Source organism: Nocardia rhizosphaerihabitans, assembly GCF_014646295.1.
Taxonomy (GTDB): Bacteria; Actinomycetota; Actinomycetes; order Mycobacteriales; family Mycobacteriaceae; genus Nocardia; species Nocardia rhizosphaerihabitans.
Window position 1 is genome coordinate 235524 of record NZ_BMNE01000007.1, and the last position, 16844, is coordinate 252367.

A 16844-nucleotide genomic window follows, 5' to 3' on the forward strand; every position below is an offset into this window, starting at 1 on the left:
CGACGGCGGGCAATGCCGCACAATGAGCTCATGTCCACCATCGCCCCATCGACCCAGACACGACGCCACAGTGCTGGCTGGGGTGTCGGCGCCGGACTGTTTTTCTCGGTGGTGGTGTTCGTCCCGGCGGTCTTCGTGGTCCGGCAGTGGCTCGACCTTGCCGAGGTTTCGGCCACCCCGTCGCATCTGCGTGCTCGGCCGGTCGAGGTGCCCGCCTCGTACTGGGTCACCTGGTTCGTGGCAGTGGTGGTGTTGCTCGCGCCGGCCGTGGCCTTGGCGGGGTGGTTTGTCATGCGACGGGTCGCGGTGGGGTACGTGGTCACCGCTGGGTTGGTAGCTGTAGCTCTGGCGGCGTTGACGATCGGGTTCGAGCTGGGCGGATTCGCGCCTTCCTGACCCAGAGCGGCTTGGTGCCGCGCACGGGCCCGGACAGAGAACGTGTTGTGCGTGCTGGTCAGGCACCAGCCGCGGGTCGAGTTGGTGTTTCTGCCGACTATTCGTCCTGGTTGAACCGGATTGAGTGCGAGTTTGCGGCGTTGCGTTACTTCGCGCTCAACGGCACCGACCACCGCACCCACGCAACACAGGATGCCGCGATCGGCGACTACATCCGCTGGCGCAATCACCACGCCCGACCGATCCGAGACTTCGCTGTCGGCTCGAAGATCCAGGGGCCGGACTATCTAACCAACGTTGCCTGACGCGGCACTAGCTCGGACTGCTGAACCACTGTGGTACCGGACCTCCAGTCAGCCGCTCAAGTTCCTCCGCCACCGTCTGCCGGTCAAGCACCAATGCTTGTCGCATCGCGTGTGCGGCAGAATCATACAGATCGTGACGCCCGTACTCATGGGCGATACGCATGGTCTGAAGTAGCGGTTCAACGCCGCCAATTAGATTGCCGACCAACGTTGCGAATATTCCATAGTTTAACAAGCTCTCTGCCAAATCTTGATCGAATTTCTTGTGATCTAATTCGGCGAGCCGAACGTATGACTCGATAGCCCGGCCGGTCAGCGCGACCGCTTCATTCCAATGACCCTCGGTCGCCAGTTGGACTCCCCTATTGTGCAGTGTGGCGGCCTGTCGCGGCACCTTGTCGACGTACAGTTGGCAGCTGGTGTCGTGAGGGTAGCGCTCGGTGATGGCCCTCCACCCATCCAAGACCTCGGTCGGCATTTCGGCGGCAGAGCAGTATTTCATGTAGTCGTGCAGGTAGACACGGTAATTCGGCTCGATGGCGATAACCCGCGCCATCAGGTCTGCCGCTAATTCCGGGCGACCCATGGAGTTGAGGACTGATGCGCAGTTGAACAGTGCGACGGTGTGGTCCGGCTGCGTCTCGAGAACCCGCGAGAACATGTCGACGGCCTCAGACCATTCACCTGCCACCATGAGTCGCTCCGCAGATATGAGGTCCTGACTCGGCGCGGGTTCATACGGGCCTATGTAGTCCTGCACGTACGCGACCCCTCCCGGCAGATCGACCTCCATGAGACTGGGCACCACCCCTTGCCCCTCCATTAAGTCGTCGAGAGCCTTGACAGCCAGTTCACGACCCAACTCCCGCCGGCCCGAGTCGGCGTCACGATAGATCGCGAGCACATGCAGGTGCAGACCCGATCTGACGTTGCGCAGCACATGGACGAACTTTGAATAACCCGCGCCGAGCTGGGGACCAATCCGATAGAGACAGCCGCGGATAGTTGTCCCCTTCCCCTCGTACTCCTCGGGATCGTGCTCGCGCACATCAAGCATCTCCACGACACACCGCGCCTACAGCGCCGCTCCGGGCGACAAATCAGCGCCCGACAGCTGGAGGTAGAGCGGAGTTCCGACGACGTCCGTTCCTTGTACACCAAGTAGCGCGAAGACGGTGGACATCCTCATTTGCAGCTGGCCGCCGAAGAAGCGGTAGTTGCCCGAATGCAGCAGGAAGGTTCCGTCCGGCTCAGGCCCTTCGCTAAAGAAGCGCAGCGAGCAATCCAAGAGCAGGTTGCGGCTGCCAAACGACGACCGAAGTGTCACAATGTCCGCCGACGTGGGGTTCTCAACCGGTCTTTCAATCCGGAAGAGGCCATCGTAAAAGTAGTAAGTCCCGCTCTGTCCCGAAGAGATCGCTTCTCTGATATCGGGCACGTCGCCGTGGTCCACAGCAATGGTCAACAATACGTCCCTGAGCTTCTCGACATAGGCAATCTTCACCTTGCGTTCCCGTTGGATCACGTTCTTCCGCCCGTAAGTTAGGCCACCGTTGAACAGGCTCACAATATGGCCGAGGGACAAACCCATGCGGAGATCTCGAACACCCGACTGTTCGGAGATCACCTGCTCGGTAACATCGCTACTGCGCACCGGATCGAACTGCCCGTGCAGGCTGTCTACCTTGGTTCGCGAGATGTAGCAGATGTAGTCCACGCATCCTCCGGTCACCGATGACGGCCTGCTGATCCTTACGTGCTCGTATGACTCAACCAGATTCTGCGCGGTTGGCCCAGCTACTTCAAGTACGTCGCGGTCATAGGAACGGTTCACATTTGATGTCATTCCTCGAACGCGGTGAACGATGCCGCGGGGCCACCGACCCTCGCCCAAGAGGTGCCGGTCCCCGAGTGCGCACCGCACCTGCCACCCTGTGTCCTGACTGTTTGAGCGCGCCAACGTTCACGAGACAGACCCCGCCGTTCTACCAGATTGCGGTCAGGTCGTATGTTTCCAGGATCGTTTGCAGGGCCCGGGTTGATGACGGGGCAGGAGTTCACCGTAGGCGCGCCCTCTTCGGAGCTGGCGGCCTAGACGGTTTCTGCCCGGCGACGTGCCGGTTCCAGGTCTCGCGTGGCTCGTTGCTGGCCGGTTCCCGATAGAGAGGTATAGCCGGGACCCAGGACGAGCTGGGGGCGCCCCGATCGCGACTGCGTAGCCGTGGGCGACCGGCGCTACCGGTCGCTCACACCGAGCCAGGCGGGTAGTGGTTCCCGGGCGGCGAGCCAGGCCCGCGGTATCCCAGTGGGGGTGCCGACGCCGGTGTAGGCTGCGACGATTCCTCCGGCGATGGCGCAGGTGGTGTCGATGTCACCGTCGGCTTCAATGCACGTGGCGATAGCTGCTTGATAGTCGTTCAGTTGTGTTGCGGCCACCCACAATGCGAACGGCACCGTGTCTTGGGCTCGTACCCGGGATCCGTTACCCAGTTCGTGTACGACCTCGGCTAGGGGGGCGCTGAGCATGGCACGAGCGTGACCGATGCCGCGCGTTGTGTCGCTGGTTTCGAGATGGTCCAGCACGATGGTGAGGAATTGTGTGGGCGTGGGTTGGACTCGTGCTCGGCGCCCGTAAGCGGCCTGTCCGGCGGCAACTGCCACCGCGACCGCGCCGATCACTCCCTCGGGGTGCGCATGGGTGATCTGTGCTGACCGGACGGCTTCGGTGATAGCTCTGTGGGGATTGTCGGCGTAGTAGGCCCCCAGTGGTGCGACCCGCATTGCGGCACCGTTTCCGCAGGAGCCCTGGCCTCCGAACGCCGCTGCCGCGGTATCTCGCCAGTGGCTCCCCCCGCGGATGCGTCGAAGCGAGGTGACAGTGGCATGCCCGTAATCGCGTTCGGGCGAGAACCGGCGCGCGAAGCCCGCGGCCAGCCGGTCCTGATCGATTTGCCGGTGACGGTGAAGTTCGGCGACCACACTGCAGGCCATCTCGGTGTCGTCGGTCCAGTCCCACGGTCCCGGCGGCGGCGTACCCGACCGAAGATTGGCAAGCGAGCGGCCCATGATGAAGAACTGTGCGCCTAGCGCATCGCCCACCGACAGTCCGTCGAGCGAATCGCGCATCAGGGTTCCGCGACCGATGCCACGGGCTGATCGGCGCCTCCATCTGTTCACAGTCGCGACGACCTTCCCGATCCGGGTGCACAGGCCGACCTGAACTGCACCGCTGTGGACCCTGACCGCAGAGGTCGGGAGACGCTGTTGTCAGTGGTTGATAGGATTGCCGATGGGGTCGAATACTCGCCGCCCGTCGGGGTCGAGCCAGTATCCGTCGCTGTCGCGACGGTAGACCAGCGCACCGTTCTCGTCGCGCCACTCCCGTCCATCGTGGGAAACCTTCCAACCTTCCTGGTCGGTGCCGGACAGGCCGTCGTCTTTGACATGGGTGACGTTCCGTGGGGCCGTGGGGTCCAAAGCGCGGCGGCGCACCTGGGCACGCGCTTCCTCGAACGCGGCCAGCTGCCGCGCTGCACGTTCGTACTCTTCGTCGTGGGCGGTCGTCATGACCGGTTACCTCTCAACCATCTGGATCACGACCCGCCCCGTCGCAGGGTCGTAGAACTTGTTGTGCACCATGAATTGACTGTTCGACGGGAACAGTACTTCATCGTCGGTGCCGAACGGCATGCCCGTGTCGGGGTCGGAGTAGGTACGTCCGTTCTTGGACACAATCTGCATCTCCACGTTTCGGTTTCCGGCGAAAACGTCGGAGACACCGTCAGGTTTGTTCGACGTGGACATGAACCCGGAGTCCGCCCACGGCTGACCCGGTTCGAGTTCGGCGAGACGTTCCGGGGTCATGTTGACGTGCCGCACAACGGGGCCTTCGTGTTTGGGTAGCTTTTCCAGCGCCTCGTTGAGGTTGTCGATCTGGCGTTGTTGTTCCGGGGTCGGAGTCTCACCGCGGCGCAATATCCCGCTGAGGTCGGTGCCGTACTGATCGGACGGCCCACGCGCCAGGATCTCGCGATCGTTCGGGTCCAGCACATCGGGGGCGAGTCCGTGCCGACGTGGCGGACCATTGTTGGCGCGCATGTCGAGGATGCGCTGCATCTCCTGCTTGTGCGTGGACCAGTCGGGCACCTTGTTGAATCTGCGTGCCAACCCAGTGTTTTTGAACACCGAGATCAGGGGGCGGATCTTCGGGCCATACCTTGCCACGATGTGGGCCACACGACCCGCAAGGATTGCCGCACCGCCGACGGCGGCGACACCGAATGTCACGAACGACGCGGCGATGGAGATGGTCGCGGTGACTGTTATCTCCAACGCGATGTCTTTGGCCATGTCCTGAAGGAACTGTTCGATGGCCTCGCGCATGGTCACCAACGCGCTGCGATGTTCCTCGGTGCTCGCGCCGACCTCGGCGAACCCGGACACGACATCATCTGCGGCCGCTTTGATCGCCCGGATGTCTTCGTCGATGGAGTCGTACTCCTCGGCGGTGATCTCAGCGAACAGGCCAGCAATCCGATGGAGCTCGGCAACGAACCCGGACACCGCCTCATTGGTTGAGAGGTTCTTCCACAGGTTGGCGGCGTTGGCGAGTTTTCCGCTATCGCCATCGGGCACGGTGATACCGACCTCAGAGGCCAGACCGATCGCCTCTGACAACCCGCTGCCGGGCCCACCGGCCGAGGGCAGCGGCACCCGGCACACAGCCATCAGTTCGGTCGGCATCTGCGGGCGCGGTGGAAGAGAGGCACCGAACTCCGTGGTGGCGAAGTAGTCACCGAGTTCATGGTTGTAGCCCAGCTCCATGAGCACTCGACCGTAGGCGTCGGCGGCCGTGGCGACTTGGCGGACCGAGTCGATCAGCTCATTGGCTTTGGTGTCGTACTCCGCGGCCCATGTGGTGGCCTCCTCGTAGGAGCCGCACATGCTGCCGCAGTCGGCCAGCGCAGCCCACTGGGCGTCGATGGCAGTCCACCACGATTCGGCCGCAGCGCACAGTGCCTTTCCTGCGGTGTAGTAGGTGTCGGTATCGACATCGACGAGAGTCACGCCTGGGTCCCGCCAGGGCTCTGGCCGCCGGCGCGGCCGAGCAGGGTCCTGTTCGCAACGATGGTCGCGGTGTAGGAGTCGTGGGCGGCGCGGGCCGCAGCCCGCATCTTTTCGATTCCATCTGCTGCAGTGCGCGCTGAGGTGAGCCACTGGACGTGCGCGGTGTCGTAGGCATCCGAAGCCGCCCCGCTCCAGTCCGCCCGCATCGTGTTCACACGCTCATCGATCTCGTCCAACGACTCTTCGAGGAAGGTCTTCAACGCATTGATCTGGGCCACAGCGTCATCCAGATCGGTCAGGTTTACCCGGTAACGCAAGCTCTCTCCTATCGGTGTGGCAGGTGTGTGAGCAGAGGTCACAGATTGAGCGTGAACTCTGCCGGCAGATCCCCGGCCCACTCACGGTCCTGTTCGGACAGAGTCACACCGGTCACCCCCAACGCCTCGGCCATATCGGTCAATGCCTCCAGAACACCGGCCACGCCCGCGCATACCTCGCTCCACCCGGTCCGAAACGACTCGGAGGCCGGGCCCTGCCACTGCTCCAAGAGCGCTTCCACGTCGGCATCAGCGGCGCGAACGCCGGTCAGCAGCGATTGTGCGGTCTGCTGGATGTAGAGGCCCGCATTCTGAACGTGCTCAGGTGTGATCGAGAATGTCCCGCTCGGATCCTGGGACGTCACCTACTTCTCCCTCCTGTTCAGCGGCCCGGTGCAGTGACCGTAGCTGAACCCGCACACGCGAGTCGCACCGGAATCCACCCACTGCGCCACCTGGCAGCGCGAGAACACCACCAGCTATCGCTGCGAGTCACATGTGTCGGGCGGACTCGCACGCGCGGGCGTTCGGAAACCCGTTCGGAAACAGATAACCTCAGACGCGGTGGTCGAACACGGTTCCCGAACGGGCGGAAGGGTTTCATAGCACCGGTCGGATCCGGCCGCCGTTCTCCGCGATCAACCGTTCCGCGGCCGCCGAAATCGCCTGGACCGCAACACACGGCACCGGCGTGATCGTCTACTCGCCGCTGCAGATCCCGCAGCCACCAACCAACTACATCTCGTCAGGTTCACTGGTCTGTCGGGACTGCTGCACGAGTAGGTGACATCTGATCTGTGGTGCCGACAGGCACTGCTGGAAGGATGTACCCGTGCCCTACAGCAGACGCGCCGCGAAGCGTCAGGACCCTCCAACCGGTGACATCAGTTTCACCGATACCAACGGATCTCGACTGCGCTGCACGATGTCACCGTTGACCGATGATCGACGTCGAATTTCGGTTCTGCCCAACTTTCCGTGATCAGGTCTGGAGCCGCGGCCCCAGTGCGAATTGCCCACCGCCGCAGCCCAATGGCTGCGAGCGAAGGTCCTTGCCACGTAATCGATCCGAGCCAGATTTCGGACAGTCGACCAACGAGCGCCCAGCGGCATGTCCGTACGTTTAGGCTTACGGTCATGGAAGCCGGTCGCGGCGATCACGTCCAGGAAGCAGTGATAGCCCTTCGGTGACACGCCTGCTCGGTCCGATATCGGGATGACAGGCGCCAACAGGCCAGGCAGACTGTGCGCCCGTGGACGAACCGGGTGAACGTGACTGGCAGGTGCTACTACTGGGTGGCGCGTCCGGTTCCGGTAAGAGCCAGCTCAGTTACCCGCTGGCCCGGCATTACCGCGTGCCGCTGGTCGAGGTGGACGACCTGGTTCTCGCGGTGCAGGCGATGACCACGCCGGCCCAGCAGCCGATGCTGCACTACTGGGACACCCATCCCGATCCCGCCAGCATTCCGGTTCCACGGGTCGTGGAGTTGCAGATCGCGGTTGCCGAGGCTTTACGGCCAGCGTTGGAGGCCGTGATCGGCAACCATCTGGAATCCGACACCCCGGTGATCATCGAGGGTGATTACCTACTCCCCGCACTGGCCGCACAGGCCTCGTTCGCCGGACAGGAGGTCGCCGGGCGAGTCCGCGCGGTGTTCCTGCACGAGCCCGACCCTGATCAGCTGGCCGTGAACTATCTGAGTCGGGAACCGGACGAGGGGCAGCAGCGCATCCGGGCGGAAGTCAGTGCCCGCTATGGTGATTGGCTGGCCGCGACCGCCGAAGCGCACGGGATTCCAGTGATCGCCCCGCGACCGTGGACCACTGCGCTGAGTCGGCTGAGCGCAATGGTCGACCATCCGACGGCTGCCCTCAGGCCGGGGGGCCGTCCACATCGAAGGACATCCTGAAATCGGCATTATCGTGCGCCGCCGGAAGGGCACGAGCGGATCCAAATGCGGACCGCTGCTTGAGGTTTGATCATGGTTCGGGTGCTCTGATCTTGGTTTGGTGGCCGTTCTGTTCCCGCACCTGGCAGGTGTGGCCGTTGAGGAAGTCGCAGAGACCAGCGGGGTGGCGTATCCGGGCATCCGCGCAGGCAGCGACTGCGGCCTGGGTGTGCTACGGGCACGCCGCGACCAGGGTGCACAGCCGGTACGGACGCTACCTGGCGCACGTGCCGTTGGGCGGACGTCGACCGGTGCTCCGGTTACGGGTGAGGCGCTGGTTCTGCGATAAACCATCCTGCGGGGTAGAGACTTTTGCGGAGCAGATCGAGGGACTGACGGTGCGGCACGGGCGCCGAACGCCACTGCTGCGAGCGATGCTGGAGGATATCGCGGTCGCGTTGGCAGGTCGGGCAGGTACGCGACTGGCCACCGCGCTGCATGCCTCGGCAAGCCGGTCTACTGTGCTGCGGCTGCTTGCTGCGTTGCCCGATCCCGCAGCGCAAACCCCTCGGGTGTTGGGAGTGGACGACTTCGCGTTGCTACGCGGCCCGAACTACGGCACCGTGCTGCGCACAGTGCAGCGCTACACCCACGCCGCAACCTGGCAGGAGCTGGTCGATGGCAAATGGAAAGGTCCGCGTCCCAGCAAACTCGACCCGTTCAAACCCTACCTAGTCAGCGCTGGGAATCCGGCTGTTCCAACGCCTTACAGCTCCACCGTGAGATCGCAGAACTCGGCTACCCCGGCAGCTACGCACTGGTGCGCGCCTACCTGGAACAGCGCCGCACCAGGCCGGGCCCCATCGCAGCACCGCCACCGACCGTCCGACGTGGGCATATTCAGCTCATCCCAACCCTGCCCAACGGTCTGGCCAGCGGTCAGGACCATGCCCTTTTTGATCTCGTCGCGTACTACCGCAGGAACTCCGAGGCGCTGGGCAATCGTGTGCGCGAGGTTGGTCTTGCCGCTCCCCGCCGGTCCACTCACCACTACCAGCGCTGGTAGCTGCGAATCATCGGCCCCTGAGACGCCCTCCCCCATGGGATGGTTCCCTTCCTCATCGTCCCTCGTCGTCATCGGCGGCGGCCAGCCCCATCCGAACGGGTCAGCGCCGCTCATGATCTCCCACGCCCAACTGGCTGATTCACGCAGGCCATGGTCGCACTCTCGCTACTGGGATGTACCGGCAACAATCAGCCGCCGAACCACAACAGGAGAACGGGTATAGAACCAGAGCTTGTCCTGGAACGCGGCTTCGGCGACCGCGCTGACTCCGCTGCGGGCGAGCACGATCAGCAAGTCGAAGAACGCGTCGAGGACGGGGATGTTGAGGTCGTCGACTCGACATCGGCCACGGTGCGTCCGTAGACGCGGCGATGCTTCACACACCCGCACCGGGCGTCGCAGGCCGGTGACCGCGTCGCCCGGATCGTGGCCACATGCAGGCGTCCGGGTGGCCCCGGTTCGTTTCGCTACGCGGCTGACTCACCGAATCTACTCGCCGCGGTGGTCGGGCCATGCGCACCCGAGCCGCTCGTGGTGGCCACCTCGGCGTGAACTTGGGCAGATCTTCAGTGCGCACAAGCCTTTTCGATCAGCGCGACCACTTCGGCGGGGTTGTCGACCTCGACGACCAGCCGTGCGTAGCGCTCGTCGGCCAGCTCTATGACCACGGCCTTGTCCGGGTCGCGGAGATCCCAGAACACTCGTTCCCCGTCGATGTGGAAGGTCCCCGCGGTGATGACACGGGGCAGGTACGTGCCGGGCGCGCGGATACCCTTGCGTTCCTTGATGATTCCCGGATCGATGGTCGCGCCGCGGACGTTCGCCAACGGGATGACCAGGCGGCTCTTCAATGCCCACAGCTTGTCCAGGCCTTCGATGCGGACCATCAGATCCATGCCGTCGATGCTGACCTCGGCCATGTCGTACTCCTTCGTTCGTGCTTACTGATCGGCCTGTGTGCGTTTGGTGAACTCGCCCGCGATGCGGGCTACATCCTCACCGGCGCGGGCGCGAATGCGAAGTCCTAGTAGCGTCGCTGTCGACAACGTTCCGTCACCCAGGGCCGCGGTGACCGCATCGACTTCAGCGAATGCGCCCGCGACCTCGGCGGCGACTTCCGGGTCGGCCGCGCCCTGCTCGATTGCCGCCATCAACAGCAGGTCGAGACTGCCGATCCCCTCGGAAATCACTGCGGTGTAGAGGATTTCCAGGGGATCACCGGAGGCGGCGATCGCGTACAGGTTCCGTTTCCGCGTGGCTCGCAGCGCCCGCAGATACAGCCCGCGCTTGCTACCGAACGTGCGATACAGGCTGTGGCGGTGCACGCCGAGATGCCCTACGAGGTCGTCGATCGACACCGCGTCGAACCCGCGCCGGGCGAACAGTTCCGCCGCGGACTCCACGACAGCAGCCTCATCGAATGTCCTCGGTCGCGCCATGCCGCCACACTACCAAGTTTGGGAACATTCAGTCAAGAACGATCGTTTCCAAACTTGAGTGCGCTTGATACCACCGCTCACCCCAAATAAGGAGTGGAGCCGGGCCACGACAGTGCGGTTGGATGACAGCCTGCGGCGGGCCGCCGCGTGGTCCGCGAAACTGGATGACTGAGGAGTGGACGATGCCGATCGCCGTGCTGCGAGGCGTGACTCTGGACTGCGCCGATCCCCGGGCTCTGGCCCGGTTTTACCGAGAGCTGACAGGCATGCGGCTCGGCTGTGAAGCTGACGAGTTCGTCGCCCTGACCGATGGTTCCGGTTGCGACCTGGGCTTCCAACGGGTCACCGGATACCGGGCCCCGCGGTGGCCCGGTCAGGACGCGCCGCAGCAGTTGCACCTGGACCTCAGGGTCGAGGACCTCGACACGGCCGAGAAGTTGGCGCTGGGGTTCGGCGCGGTCAGGCCGGACCACCAGCCGGACGGCAACCGGTGGCGAGTGCTGCTGGATCCGGCCGGTCACCCGTTCTGCCTGGCCGTCGGCTGACAGCAGGAGGATCTCGCCACCGCAACCCGTCGAGTGGTGTCGAAATTCGCGGATACCAACACCTTCCGCGCTGGGACCGGTGTCGAAATTCACCGATCAACGGTGTCGTGGTTCACGGATGGAACCAGCCGCAGCACCCGCGCCCAAATCCAGCATGTTGTCCTCTGCCAATGAAGTTGGCCCTTGCCATGCAACATGGCCCATGTGAAGCTTCTCGCCACTACAGTTGGCCCATCGTAGGTGAGATCTGTTGACTGGAGCGGTGATTGGAGTCGGTGCGGCTGCTGGCCTCGGTGGCTCCCGAGGTCGCGGGGTTCGACCTGGAGTACTGTCCGCCGAGCGGGTCCCGGACGCGTGATTCGTTGATGAGTAGCTGGTCGGTGCCGTTCGAGCGGTGCCTCGACGACTGACGCGGGATCCGCTCGCGGAATGATCACCACGGTGCCGCCGCGCGCCGTGGTCGGGAGGGTGATGATGCCCGCCGAGTGCGTGAGGGGCGCCGCCGCCAGATTGACGATCGACTCGGCGTGGCCGTATTCGAACGCCATCAGCAGATGCGCGCACGTGTTGGCAAGCGTGCGATGCGTGTTCATGACGCCCTTCGGCAGCCCCGTGGTGCCGCCGGTGGGAGAGATCATCACGACGTCGTCCATTGAGTACGGGACGTCCGGTCGGGTGACCGGCCGGCCATGGATCCACGTGGCGAGCGACGGGTACGAGCCGCCCTGATCGGAGTCGATGCAGACCATCAGGGCCAGGTCGGGCACCGTCGCGCACAGTTCCTCGGCCTCGGCACGCATCGAACTGTGGAAGAAGAGGGCTTCGCAGTCGAACTGCCGGATCAGCCCCGCCAACGTGCTGGTCGGCTCGCCCGGGTGCAGCGGCACCCAGGCCCGGCCGGCACGCCATATGCCGAGGACGCACATCCACGCCACGGGATCGTTCGGGGAGAGCACGGCCGCGTGTCCTGTCGACGTCACTTCGGTGTCGAGGAGCGCCGATGCGATCTGGCAGGTGAGTTCGCCCGCCTCCTGATAGGTCCACGAGCGCTCGCCCATGACGAACGCCGTGCCAGAGGCATTCTGGTCCCACCCGCGGTCGAAGAAGTCGATGATCGCCATCAGACCGCCTCGAGTACGGTCACCACTGCGACGGCTTCCTCACCTGTCGAGAACGGGCTGAACCCGCCGCCGTTCTCGGCGAGCGCGATCCGTGCGCCCTCCACCTGACGGCCGCCTGCCTCGCCACGCAACTGCGTGACCAGCTCGAAGATCTGACCAAGACCGGTCGCGGCGAGGGGATGCCCCTTCGATTCGAGGCCGCCGGAGGTGTTGATCGGGATGCGTCCCCCGATCGAGGTGACTCCCGACTCGGCGGCCGCGCCGCCGCCTCCCAACTCGACGAACCCGAGGAGCTCGCTGATGAACAGTTCGCCGAAGGCGGTCGCGTCGTGGACCTCGGCAACGGAAAAGTCGCTCGGCGAGATGCCCGCGTGCTCGTAGGCACGCTCGCCTGCAAGCTTCGTGACGTGCTTCGAGTAGTCGGTCATCTCGCGCTCCACACTGGTGCCGACGACGGACGCGAGCACGCGGACCTGCCGCTTCGACCCCACCCGCGCGGCCACCTCTGCGTTGCAGACGATCACGGCTGAGGCGCCGTCGGTGAGGGGCGAGCACATCGGAACGGTCAGCGGGAAACTCAGCGCGCGTGCCGCGAGGATCTCGTCGACGCTCATGTCCTTGCGGAAGTGCGAGAGCGGATTGTCGACCGAATGCCGGTGGTTATTCGCCGACACCGCCGCGAGCTGGCGCTGCGTGGTGCCGAACCGGTCCATGTGGGCTCGGGCCATCGCCGCGTAGATGTCCATGAAGATGCTGCGCTGCCCCGCCTCACTGGCGTCGATGGCGCCGCCGAGTTCGTCGAGCGTCCGCTGCAGTGCGGCGGGGTCGGAGAGATCGTAGGCTCCGTCGAAGACGCTCATCGTCTTCGCGCGGTCACCGGTGTTCATCTTCTCCGCGCCGACCGCCAGCGCGACGGCCGACTCCCCGGCCCGCACGCTCGTGACCGCCAGACTCAGCGCCGACGACCCGCTCGCGCACGCGTTCTCGACGTTGAAGACGGGGATCCGCTCGAGTCCCACTCCACGCAGCGCGATCTCGCCGGCGATCATGGCCTGGCCCTCCAGCGGACCCTGTGTGGTGTTGCCGAAGTAGGCGCTGTCGACGTCGGCGGGATCGATCCCGGCGTCGGCGAGCGCCTCACGTACCGCCCGAGTGGTCAGGCTCGGGACGGTCTCGGACGGATGCACTCCGAACGGGGTCATGCCGACCCCGATGATGAAGACGTCGTTCATGTTTCGAGTCATTCCTGCGTGCTCACGGGTCCGAGGGACGCCGAGGGGGAATCGGTGGGATGGCGGTGCACGGACTCCACCATCCGTTCGGCGCCGACCACCTGGAGGATGTCTCCCGCGGCCTCGAGCAGTCCGGCCGGCATGTCGCCGCGACCGACGAACGAATGGCTCGCGAGGATCGCCGGGATGTCGAAGATCGGGCTCTCGGCGATGATGTCCTTCGCGCTCAGGCCTGCGCCGGCGCGTTCCCGGACCTTGTCGAGGGTCGCCAGCAGCATGGTGCGCCACGTGTGCAGGTCGTCGCGTCGCATCGGATCCATGTGCCCCTGGACGTACCAGTCGACGTCGAGCGTCTCGAGCAGCGCGAGAGTGGTGAGCCAGGCGACGGGATCACCGGACTGGATGGCCGGCGTCATGCCGAGGTCGGCGATGAAGGCCACCCGGTCGTCGACTGCGTGCACCACCGTCGAGCCCATGGTGTGGCCGGGCGCCTCGAAGATGACGAACCGCTTGCCGCCGAGCTCGAGGTTGAGGCGGCCGCGGTAGGTGAGCGTCGGGTAGGCCATCGTGTAGTTCTCGACGATCGCCGGATCGACGTCACGGTACTCGCCCCAGGTGCGTAGCGCCTCGCGGGCCATCTCGTCGGTGTCCATCACACCGCGCGTCGTCTCCGAGGAGATCAGGACCTCGGGCTCGAGGTAAGGCGCGGAGATGGTGTGGTCGGAGTGGTGTTCGCAGTACACCTGGTAGCGCAGCGGGCCCTTGCTGTCGATGAACTCCTTCCACGGTGCGCAGATGTTGACGGACATCGGGCCGTCGATGGCGATGCAGCCTTCGTCCGTGACGATCAGGCCGCTGTACGGGTACGTGCCGAAAACGTAGACGTCGTCGGAGAGCTGAAGGAGACGAGGGTCGCCGTCGAGGGCGAGGCGGGACGTGGTCATGGTGTGTGCTCGCTTCTTCGGTGGGATCAGAGTTCGGGGACGACGTAGTGCGAGAGGACGCCGATGCGCTCGATCTCCAGTTCGACGAACGCCGGCCGCGGCAGGCGCTTGCCGAGTTCGAAACTGGAGCCGTCCGGGACCGTTCCGGTGCCCCACACCTCGCCTGCGACGATCTCGTGGCCCCTGCTGAGCGAGACGACAGCGTCGTCGAAGCCATGGAGCATCTCCGACGTCGAGCCCTGGCCCCACACCCGTCCGTTGACGCGGACGGTCATCTCGAGATCTCGAAAGTCCGGGATCTCGTCCTTGGTGACGACGCACGGTCCGAAGCTGTTGCCGTTCAGGAAGTCCTTCGAGTCGCCGTGGACCGAGCCGCTGCCCGCGATGTTGCGGGCCTGGACGTCGCGCAGGGTCCAGTCGTTGTAGACGGCGTAGCCGAAGATGTGGTCGCCGGCGACGCTCGGGTCGATGTCGCTGCCGGACCTGCCGATCACCGCGCACAGCTCGAGTTCGTAGTCCAGCCAGTCACTTCGGCCCGGCCAGGTCAGGACGCTGCCGGGCGCGGAGACGGTCTCGGCGTCGCGTTCGGCCGCCGACGGCGGAGCGGTGGGCTCGTAGAGCGGCGACACGAGAGGGTCGACCGCCGCCATGATCTCGGCGACAGTTCGCGGGTCGTCGGTGTTCGCGGCGATCCACTGCGCCGTCTTCGCCACGCTCGGACGGAGGTGGTTGACGATCAGCGAGACGTCGCGCAGGCGGCGGGGACGGAAGGGGGCCAGGAGGCTGACGGTGCGCTTCTCGACGAGGTGTGCCTCGTCGAGCGTGGTGTAGGCGGCCCACGCCTTGTCGAGTGCGGCCTGCCCGCCGTCGATCAGCGACAGCATGGAGGCGAAGTCGGGATCATCAGGGAAGCGACCCGTCAGGTCTGTGTAGCTGTGGTTGTCGCGGTTGTCGATGCCGAGCCGCGGGGTGGGGTCGCCGGGGGTACGGAAGGTGACGAATTTCATCGGTTCATCTCTCGAAAGTGGTTCGGTGTAAGTACGATTCGATCGAAACGGCGGCGGGTACCGTGGGCGCCGTCGACCGAGGAATGCGACCTACTCGTCGAAGATCGCGACGGCCCGGGTGAAACCGGCAGATGCTCCGCGGATCTTGTACGGGAAGCAACTGATGGTGAATCCCGTCGGCGGAAGCGACTCGAGGCTGTGCAACCTCTCGAGATGGCAGTACCCGATGTCGCGGCCCACCTTGCGGCCCTCCCAGATTCGGCTCGAATCGTGGTCTTCGGCGAAACTGGCGGCGGCGTAGGCGACCGCGACGCGGACGTGGCCGGCGGAGGGCTCGGGGGCGTCGGCGAGTCGGTAGTTCTCGACGGACCCGAACTCGTCGAGCTGGATTGCGCGCATGAAGCGACTCCCTGATCTTCGTTGGCCGAATGCTTCCGTCCGCGCTGGTCAGATGCGCGAACGCCGATCAACCTCGAAGCTAGTGCGCCGCATCACGCAGGTGTTATCGATTCATATCGATAGTCAGTATCACTGCTGTTGATGGTTGAGTGCCTCGGCGGCATCGCGCATGCGCTGTCGCAGCCACCGATGCGAAGGGTTGTCGTCATGGCGGGCCGACCAGAACATCGTCTCCGTCAACGGGGCGAACGTCATCGGTGGCTCGACGAGCCGAATGCGAGCCTGCGGGGCGAGGCAGTGCGCGAGGCGCTCCGAGATCACGGTGAAGAAGGGAGTGTCGCGGAGTAACAGCGCCGCCGCGGAGAAGCTCTGCGTCGAGACGTCGACGGGGCGGTCCATGCCCATCGCCCGCATCTGGAGTCGCGCGACCGTCTGCACCGCGTGGCCCTCGTACCCCAGGTAGGGCAGGGTGAGGAACTCCTCGGCGCTGAGTGCGTCCCCGACCTCGGTGTTCTCCGAATCGACCGCGCAGACCAACCGATCGGCGAACAGGTCTTCACTGTTCAGCGGAACACCGGACTGCTGGAGTTCCCGTGGCGCGATCAGCAGGTCGAATCGGCCCCGCCGCAGGAACTCCGCGTAGTCCTCGGTCACGGGGCGGACATGGATGCTGACGGCGGGCGCTTCGCGTCTCAGATACGCAAGGAGCGGTCGCAGGAACACCAGCAGGACGTAGTCGCTGGCGACGATCGTGAAGGTCCGATGTTCGCGGGTCGGATCGAACGCGCGACGCTGCCCCAGGGCGTTCTCCATCAGCGCGAGCGACTGCTGGATCGGGCCGATCAGTGATTCGGCCACCGGAGTCGGCACCAGGGTGCGTCCCTCCCGGACCAGCAGGGGATCGTCGAACAGCTTGCGCAGACGCGCAAGGGATGCGCTCATCGCGGGCTGGCCCACCTGCATCCGCTCGGCGGCACGCGTCACACTGCGCTCCGACATCAGGGCGTCGAACGCGACCATCAGGTTCAGGTCGACGCTCTGTAGATCCCGGGAGGTCACGACGGGACTCCTGCGTTCGGGGGACAGGTTCTCCACATGGTAGAACCTGCCTGCTGCC

General features: G+C 64.9%; 21 protein-coding genes. 5 read left to right on the forward strand and 16 right to left on the reverse strand.

From position 1 onward, the window contains the following. Positions 1 to 30: 30 nt before the first annotated feature. Together IEY60_RS28070 and IEY60_RS28075 are read left to right on the forward strand one after the other, a co-directional pair. Positions 31 to 396, forward strand: coding sequence for a hypothetical protein (locus tag IEY60_RS28070; protein ID WP_189033499.1), 366 nt, complete (start codon positions 31 to 33; stop codon positions 394 to 396). 47 nt (positions 397 to 443) lie between these two features. Further along, a complete protein-coding gene (locus tag IEY60_RS28075) occupies positions 444 to 701 on the forward strand; it encodes a transposase (RefSeq protein WP_189033500.1) in 258 nt (85 codons plus the stop codon). A 7-nt stretch (positions 702 to 708) separates the two neighbouring features. On the opposite strand, the gene IEY60_RS28080 is transcribed toward IEY60_RS28075, so the two are convergent. The 7 genes from IEY60_RS28080 to IEY60_RS28110 all read right to left on the reverse strand — a co-directional run bounded on the left by IEY60_RS28080 (position 709) and on the right by IEY60_RS28110 (position 6450). Next, positions 709 to 1764 carry a tetratricopeptide repeat protein gene (locus tag IEY60_RS28080; RefSeq protein WP_189033501.1) on the reverse strand — a complete coding sequence of 352 codons (1056 nt, stop codon included), beginning with the start codon at positions 1762 to 1764 and terminating at the stop codon, positions 709 to 711. Between the two features lie 12 nt (positions 1765 to 1776). Next, complete coding sequence (locus IEY60_RS28085) at positions 1777 to 2418, reverse strand: hypothetical protein (RefSeq protein ID WP_189033502.1); 642 nt, start codon at positions 2416 to 2418, stop codon at positions 1777 to 1779. Between the two features lie 518 nt (positions 2419 to 2936). Then, positions 2937 to 3827: an ADP-ribosylglycohydrolase family protein gene (locus tag IEY60_RS28090; protein ID WP_189033503.1), complete on the reverse strand. Its 891-nt coding sequence runs from the start codon at positions 3825 to 3827 to the stop codon at positions 2937 to 2939. Between the two features lie 141 nt (positions 3828 to 3968). Further along, the gene (locus tag IEY60_RS28095) at positions 3969 to 4268 is read right to left on the reverse strand and encodes a hypothetical protein (protein ID WP_189033504.1); all 300 of its coding nucleotides are present in this window, start codon (positions 4266 to 4268) and stop codon (positions 3969 to 3971) included. Between the two features lie 6 nt (positions 4269 to 4274). Further along, positions 4275 to 5645 (reverse strand): ADP-ribosyltransferase family protein, encoded by a 1371-nt coding sequence (locus tag IEY60_RS28100; RefSeq protein ID WP_189033505.1) that lies wholly within the window; start codon positions 5643 to 5645, stop codon positions 4275 to 4277. 119 nt (positions 5646 to 5764) lie between these two features. After that, positions 5765 to 6085, reverse strand: a complete 321-nt coding sequence (locus IEY60_RS28105; RefSeq protein WP_189033506.1) for a WXG100 family type VII secretion target — start codon at positions 6083 to 6085, stop codon at positions 5765 to 5767. Between the two features lie 38 nt (positions 6086 to 6123). Beyond that, positions 6124 to 6450, reverse strand: coding sequence for a WXG100 family type VII secretion target (locus tag IEY60_RS28110; protein ID WP_189033507.1), 327 nt, complete (start codon positions 6448 to 6450; stop codon positions 6124 to 6126). 888 nt (positions 6451 to 7338) lie between these two features. On the opposite strand from IEY60_RS28110, the gene IEY60_RS28115 reads away from it, so the two are divergent. Together IEY60_RS28115 and IEY60_RS36590 are read left to right on the forward strand one after the other, a co-directional pair. Beyond that, positions 7339 to 7995: a hypothetical protein gene (locus tag IEY60_RS28115; protein WP_229740188.1), complete on the forward strand. Its 657-nt coding sequence runs from the start codon at positions 7339 to 7341 to the stop codon at positions 7993 to 7995. Between the two features lie 206 nt (positions 7996 to 8201). Next, positions 8202 to 9263, forward strand: a complete 1062-nt coding sequence (locus IEY60_RS36590; RefSeq protein WP_189033508.1) for a transposase family protein — start codon at positions 8202 to 8204, stop codon at positions 9261 to 9263. On the opposite strand, the gene IEY60_RS28125 is transcribed toward IEY60_RS36590, so the two are convergent. The 3 genes from IEY60_RS28125 to IEY60_RS28135 all read right to left on the reverse strand — a co-directional run bounded on the left by IEY60_RS28125 (position 9206) and on the right by IEY60_RS28135 (position 10479). Next, complete coding sequence (locus tag IEY60_RS28125; RefSeq protein WP_189033547.1) at positions 9206 to 9424, reverse strand: hypothetical protein; 219 nt, start codon at positions 9422 to 9424, stop codon at positions 9206 to 9208. The two genes, IEY60_RS36590 and IEY60_RS28125, sit on opposite strands and share 58 nt — an antisense overlap. Before the next feature lie 182 nt (positions 9425 to 9606). After that, positions 9607 to 9960, reverse strand: a complete 354-nt coding sequence (locus IEY60_RS28130) for a hypothetical protein (RefSeq protein ID WP_189033509.1) — start codon at positions 9958 to 9960, stop codon at positions 9607 to 9609. A 21-nt stretch (positions 9961 to 9981) separates the two neighbouring features. Next, positions 9982 to 10479 (reverse strand): TetR/AcrR family transcriptional regulator, encoded by a 498-nt coding sequence (locus IEY60_RS28135; protein ID WP_189033510.1) that lies wholly within the window; start codon positions 10477 to 10479, stop codon positions 9982 to 9984. 182 nt (positions 10480 to 10661) lie between these two features. On the opposite strand from IEY60_RS28135, the gene IEY60_RS28140 reads away from it, so the two are divergent. Further along, positions 10662 to 11024 carry a VOC family protein gene (locus IEY60_RS28140; RefSeq protein ID WP_189033511.1) on the forward strand — a complete coding sequence of 121 codons (363 nt, stop codon included), beginning with the start codon at positions 10662 to 10664 and terminating at the stop codon, positions 11022 to 11024. Positions 11025 to 11113: 89 nt separating this feature from the next. Here the strand turns inward: IEY60_RS28140 and IEY60_RS28145 are convergent, their stop codons facing one another. The 6 genes from IEY60_RS28145 to IEY60_RS28170 all read right to left on the reverse strand — a co-directional run bounded on the left by IEY60_RS28145 (position 11114) and on the right by IEY60_RS28170 (position 16786). Next, positions 11114 to 12145 (reverse strand): AMP-binding protein, encoded by a 1032-nt coding sequence (locus IEY60_RS28145; protein WP_189033512.1) that lies wholly within the window; start codon positions 12143 to 12145, stop codon positions 11114 to 11116. Then, entirely contained in the window at positions 12145 to 13377 is a 1233-nt protein-coding gene (locus tag IEY60_RS28150; protein ID WP_189033513.1) for a thiolase family protein, read from the reverse strand. The genes IEY60_RS28145 and IEY60_RS28150 overlap by 1 nt, the downstream gene beginning before the upstream one ends. Before the next feature lie 8 nt (positions 13378 to 13385). Further along, positions 13386 to 14321, reverse strand: a complete 936-nt coding sequence (locus tag IEY60_RS28155) for an MBL fold metallo-hydrolase (RefSeq protein ID WP_189033514.1) — start codon at positions 14319 to 14321, stop codon at positions 13386 to 13388. Between the two features lie 26 nt (positions 14322 to 14347). After that, entirely contained in the window at positions 14348 to 15328 is a 981-nt protein-coding gene (locus tag IEY60_RS28160) for a fumarylacetoacetate hydrolase family protein (RefSeq protein ID WP_189033515.1), read from the reverse strand. A 90-nt stretch (positions 15329 to 15418) separates the two neighbouring features. Beyond that, a complete protein-coding gene (locus tag IEY60_RS36000; RefSeq protein ID WP_229740189.1) occupies positions 15419 to 15727 on the reverse strand; it encodes a cyclase family protein in 309 nt (102 codons plus the stop codon). A 129-nt stretch (positions 15728 to 15856) separates the two neighbouring features. After that, positions 15857 to 16786, reverse strand: coding sequence for a LysR family transcriptional regulator (locus IEY60_RS28170; RefSeq protein ID WP_229740190.1), 930 nt, complete (start codon positions 16784 to 16786; stop codon positions 15857 to 15859). Positions 16787 to 16844: the final 58 nt, after the last annotated feature.

Coding starts and splice junctions, on each gene's coding strand:
- IEY60_RS28070 (WP_189033499.1), top strand. CDS start 31: ATGTCCACCATCGCCCCATCGACCCAGACACGACGCCACAGTGCTGGC.
- IEY60_RS28090 (WP_189033503.1), bottom strand. CDS start 3,827: ATGCGCGATTCGCTCGACGGACTGTCGGTGGGCGATGCGCTAGGCGCA.
- IEY60_RS28095 (WP_189033504.1), bottom strand. CDS start 4,268: ATGACGACCGCCCACGACGAAGAGTACGAACGTGCAGCGCGGCAGCTG.
- IEY60_RS28100 (WP_189033505.1), bottom strand. CDS start 5,645: ATGTGCGGCTCCTACGAGGAGGCCACCACATGGGCCGCGGAGTACGAC.
- IEY60_RS28130 (WP_189033509.1), bottom strand. CDS start 9,960: ATGGCCGAGGTCAGCATCGACGGCATGGATCTGATGGTCCGCATCGAA.
- IEY60_RS28135 (WP_189033510.1), bottom strand. CDS start 10,479: ATGGCGCGACCGAGGACATTCGATGAGGCTGCTGTCGTGGAGTCCGCG.
- IEY60_RS28140 (WP_189033511.1), top strand. CDS start 10,662: ATGCCGATCGCCGTGCTGCGAGGCGTGACTCTGGACTGCGCCGATCCC.
- IEY60_RS28145 (WP_189033512.1), bottom strand. CDS start 12,145: ATGGCGATCATCGACTTCTTCGACCGCGGGTGGGACCAGAATGCCTCT.
- IEY60_RS28150 (WP_189033513.1), bottom strand. CDS start 13,377: ATGAACGACGTCTTCATCATCGGGGTCGGCATGACCCCGTTCGGAGTG.
- IEY60_RS28155 (WP_189033514.1), bottom strand. CDS start 14,321: ATGACCACGTCCCGCCTCGCCCTCGACGGCGACCCTCGTCTCCTTCAG.
- IEY60_RS28160 (WP_189033515.1), bottom strand. CDS start 15,328: ATGAAATTCGTCACCTTCCGTACCCCCGGCGACCCCACCCCGCGGCTC.
- IEY60_RS36000 (WP_229740189.1), bottom strand. CDS start 15,727: ATGCGCGCAATCCAGCTCGACGAGTTCGGGTCCGTCGAGAACTACCGA.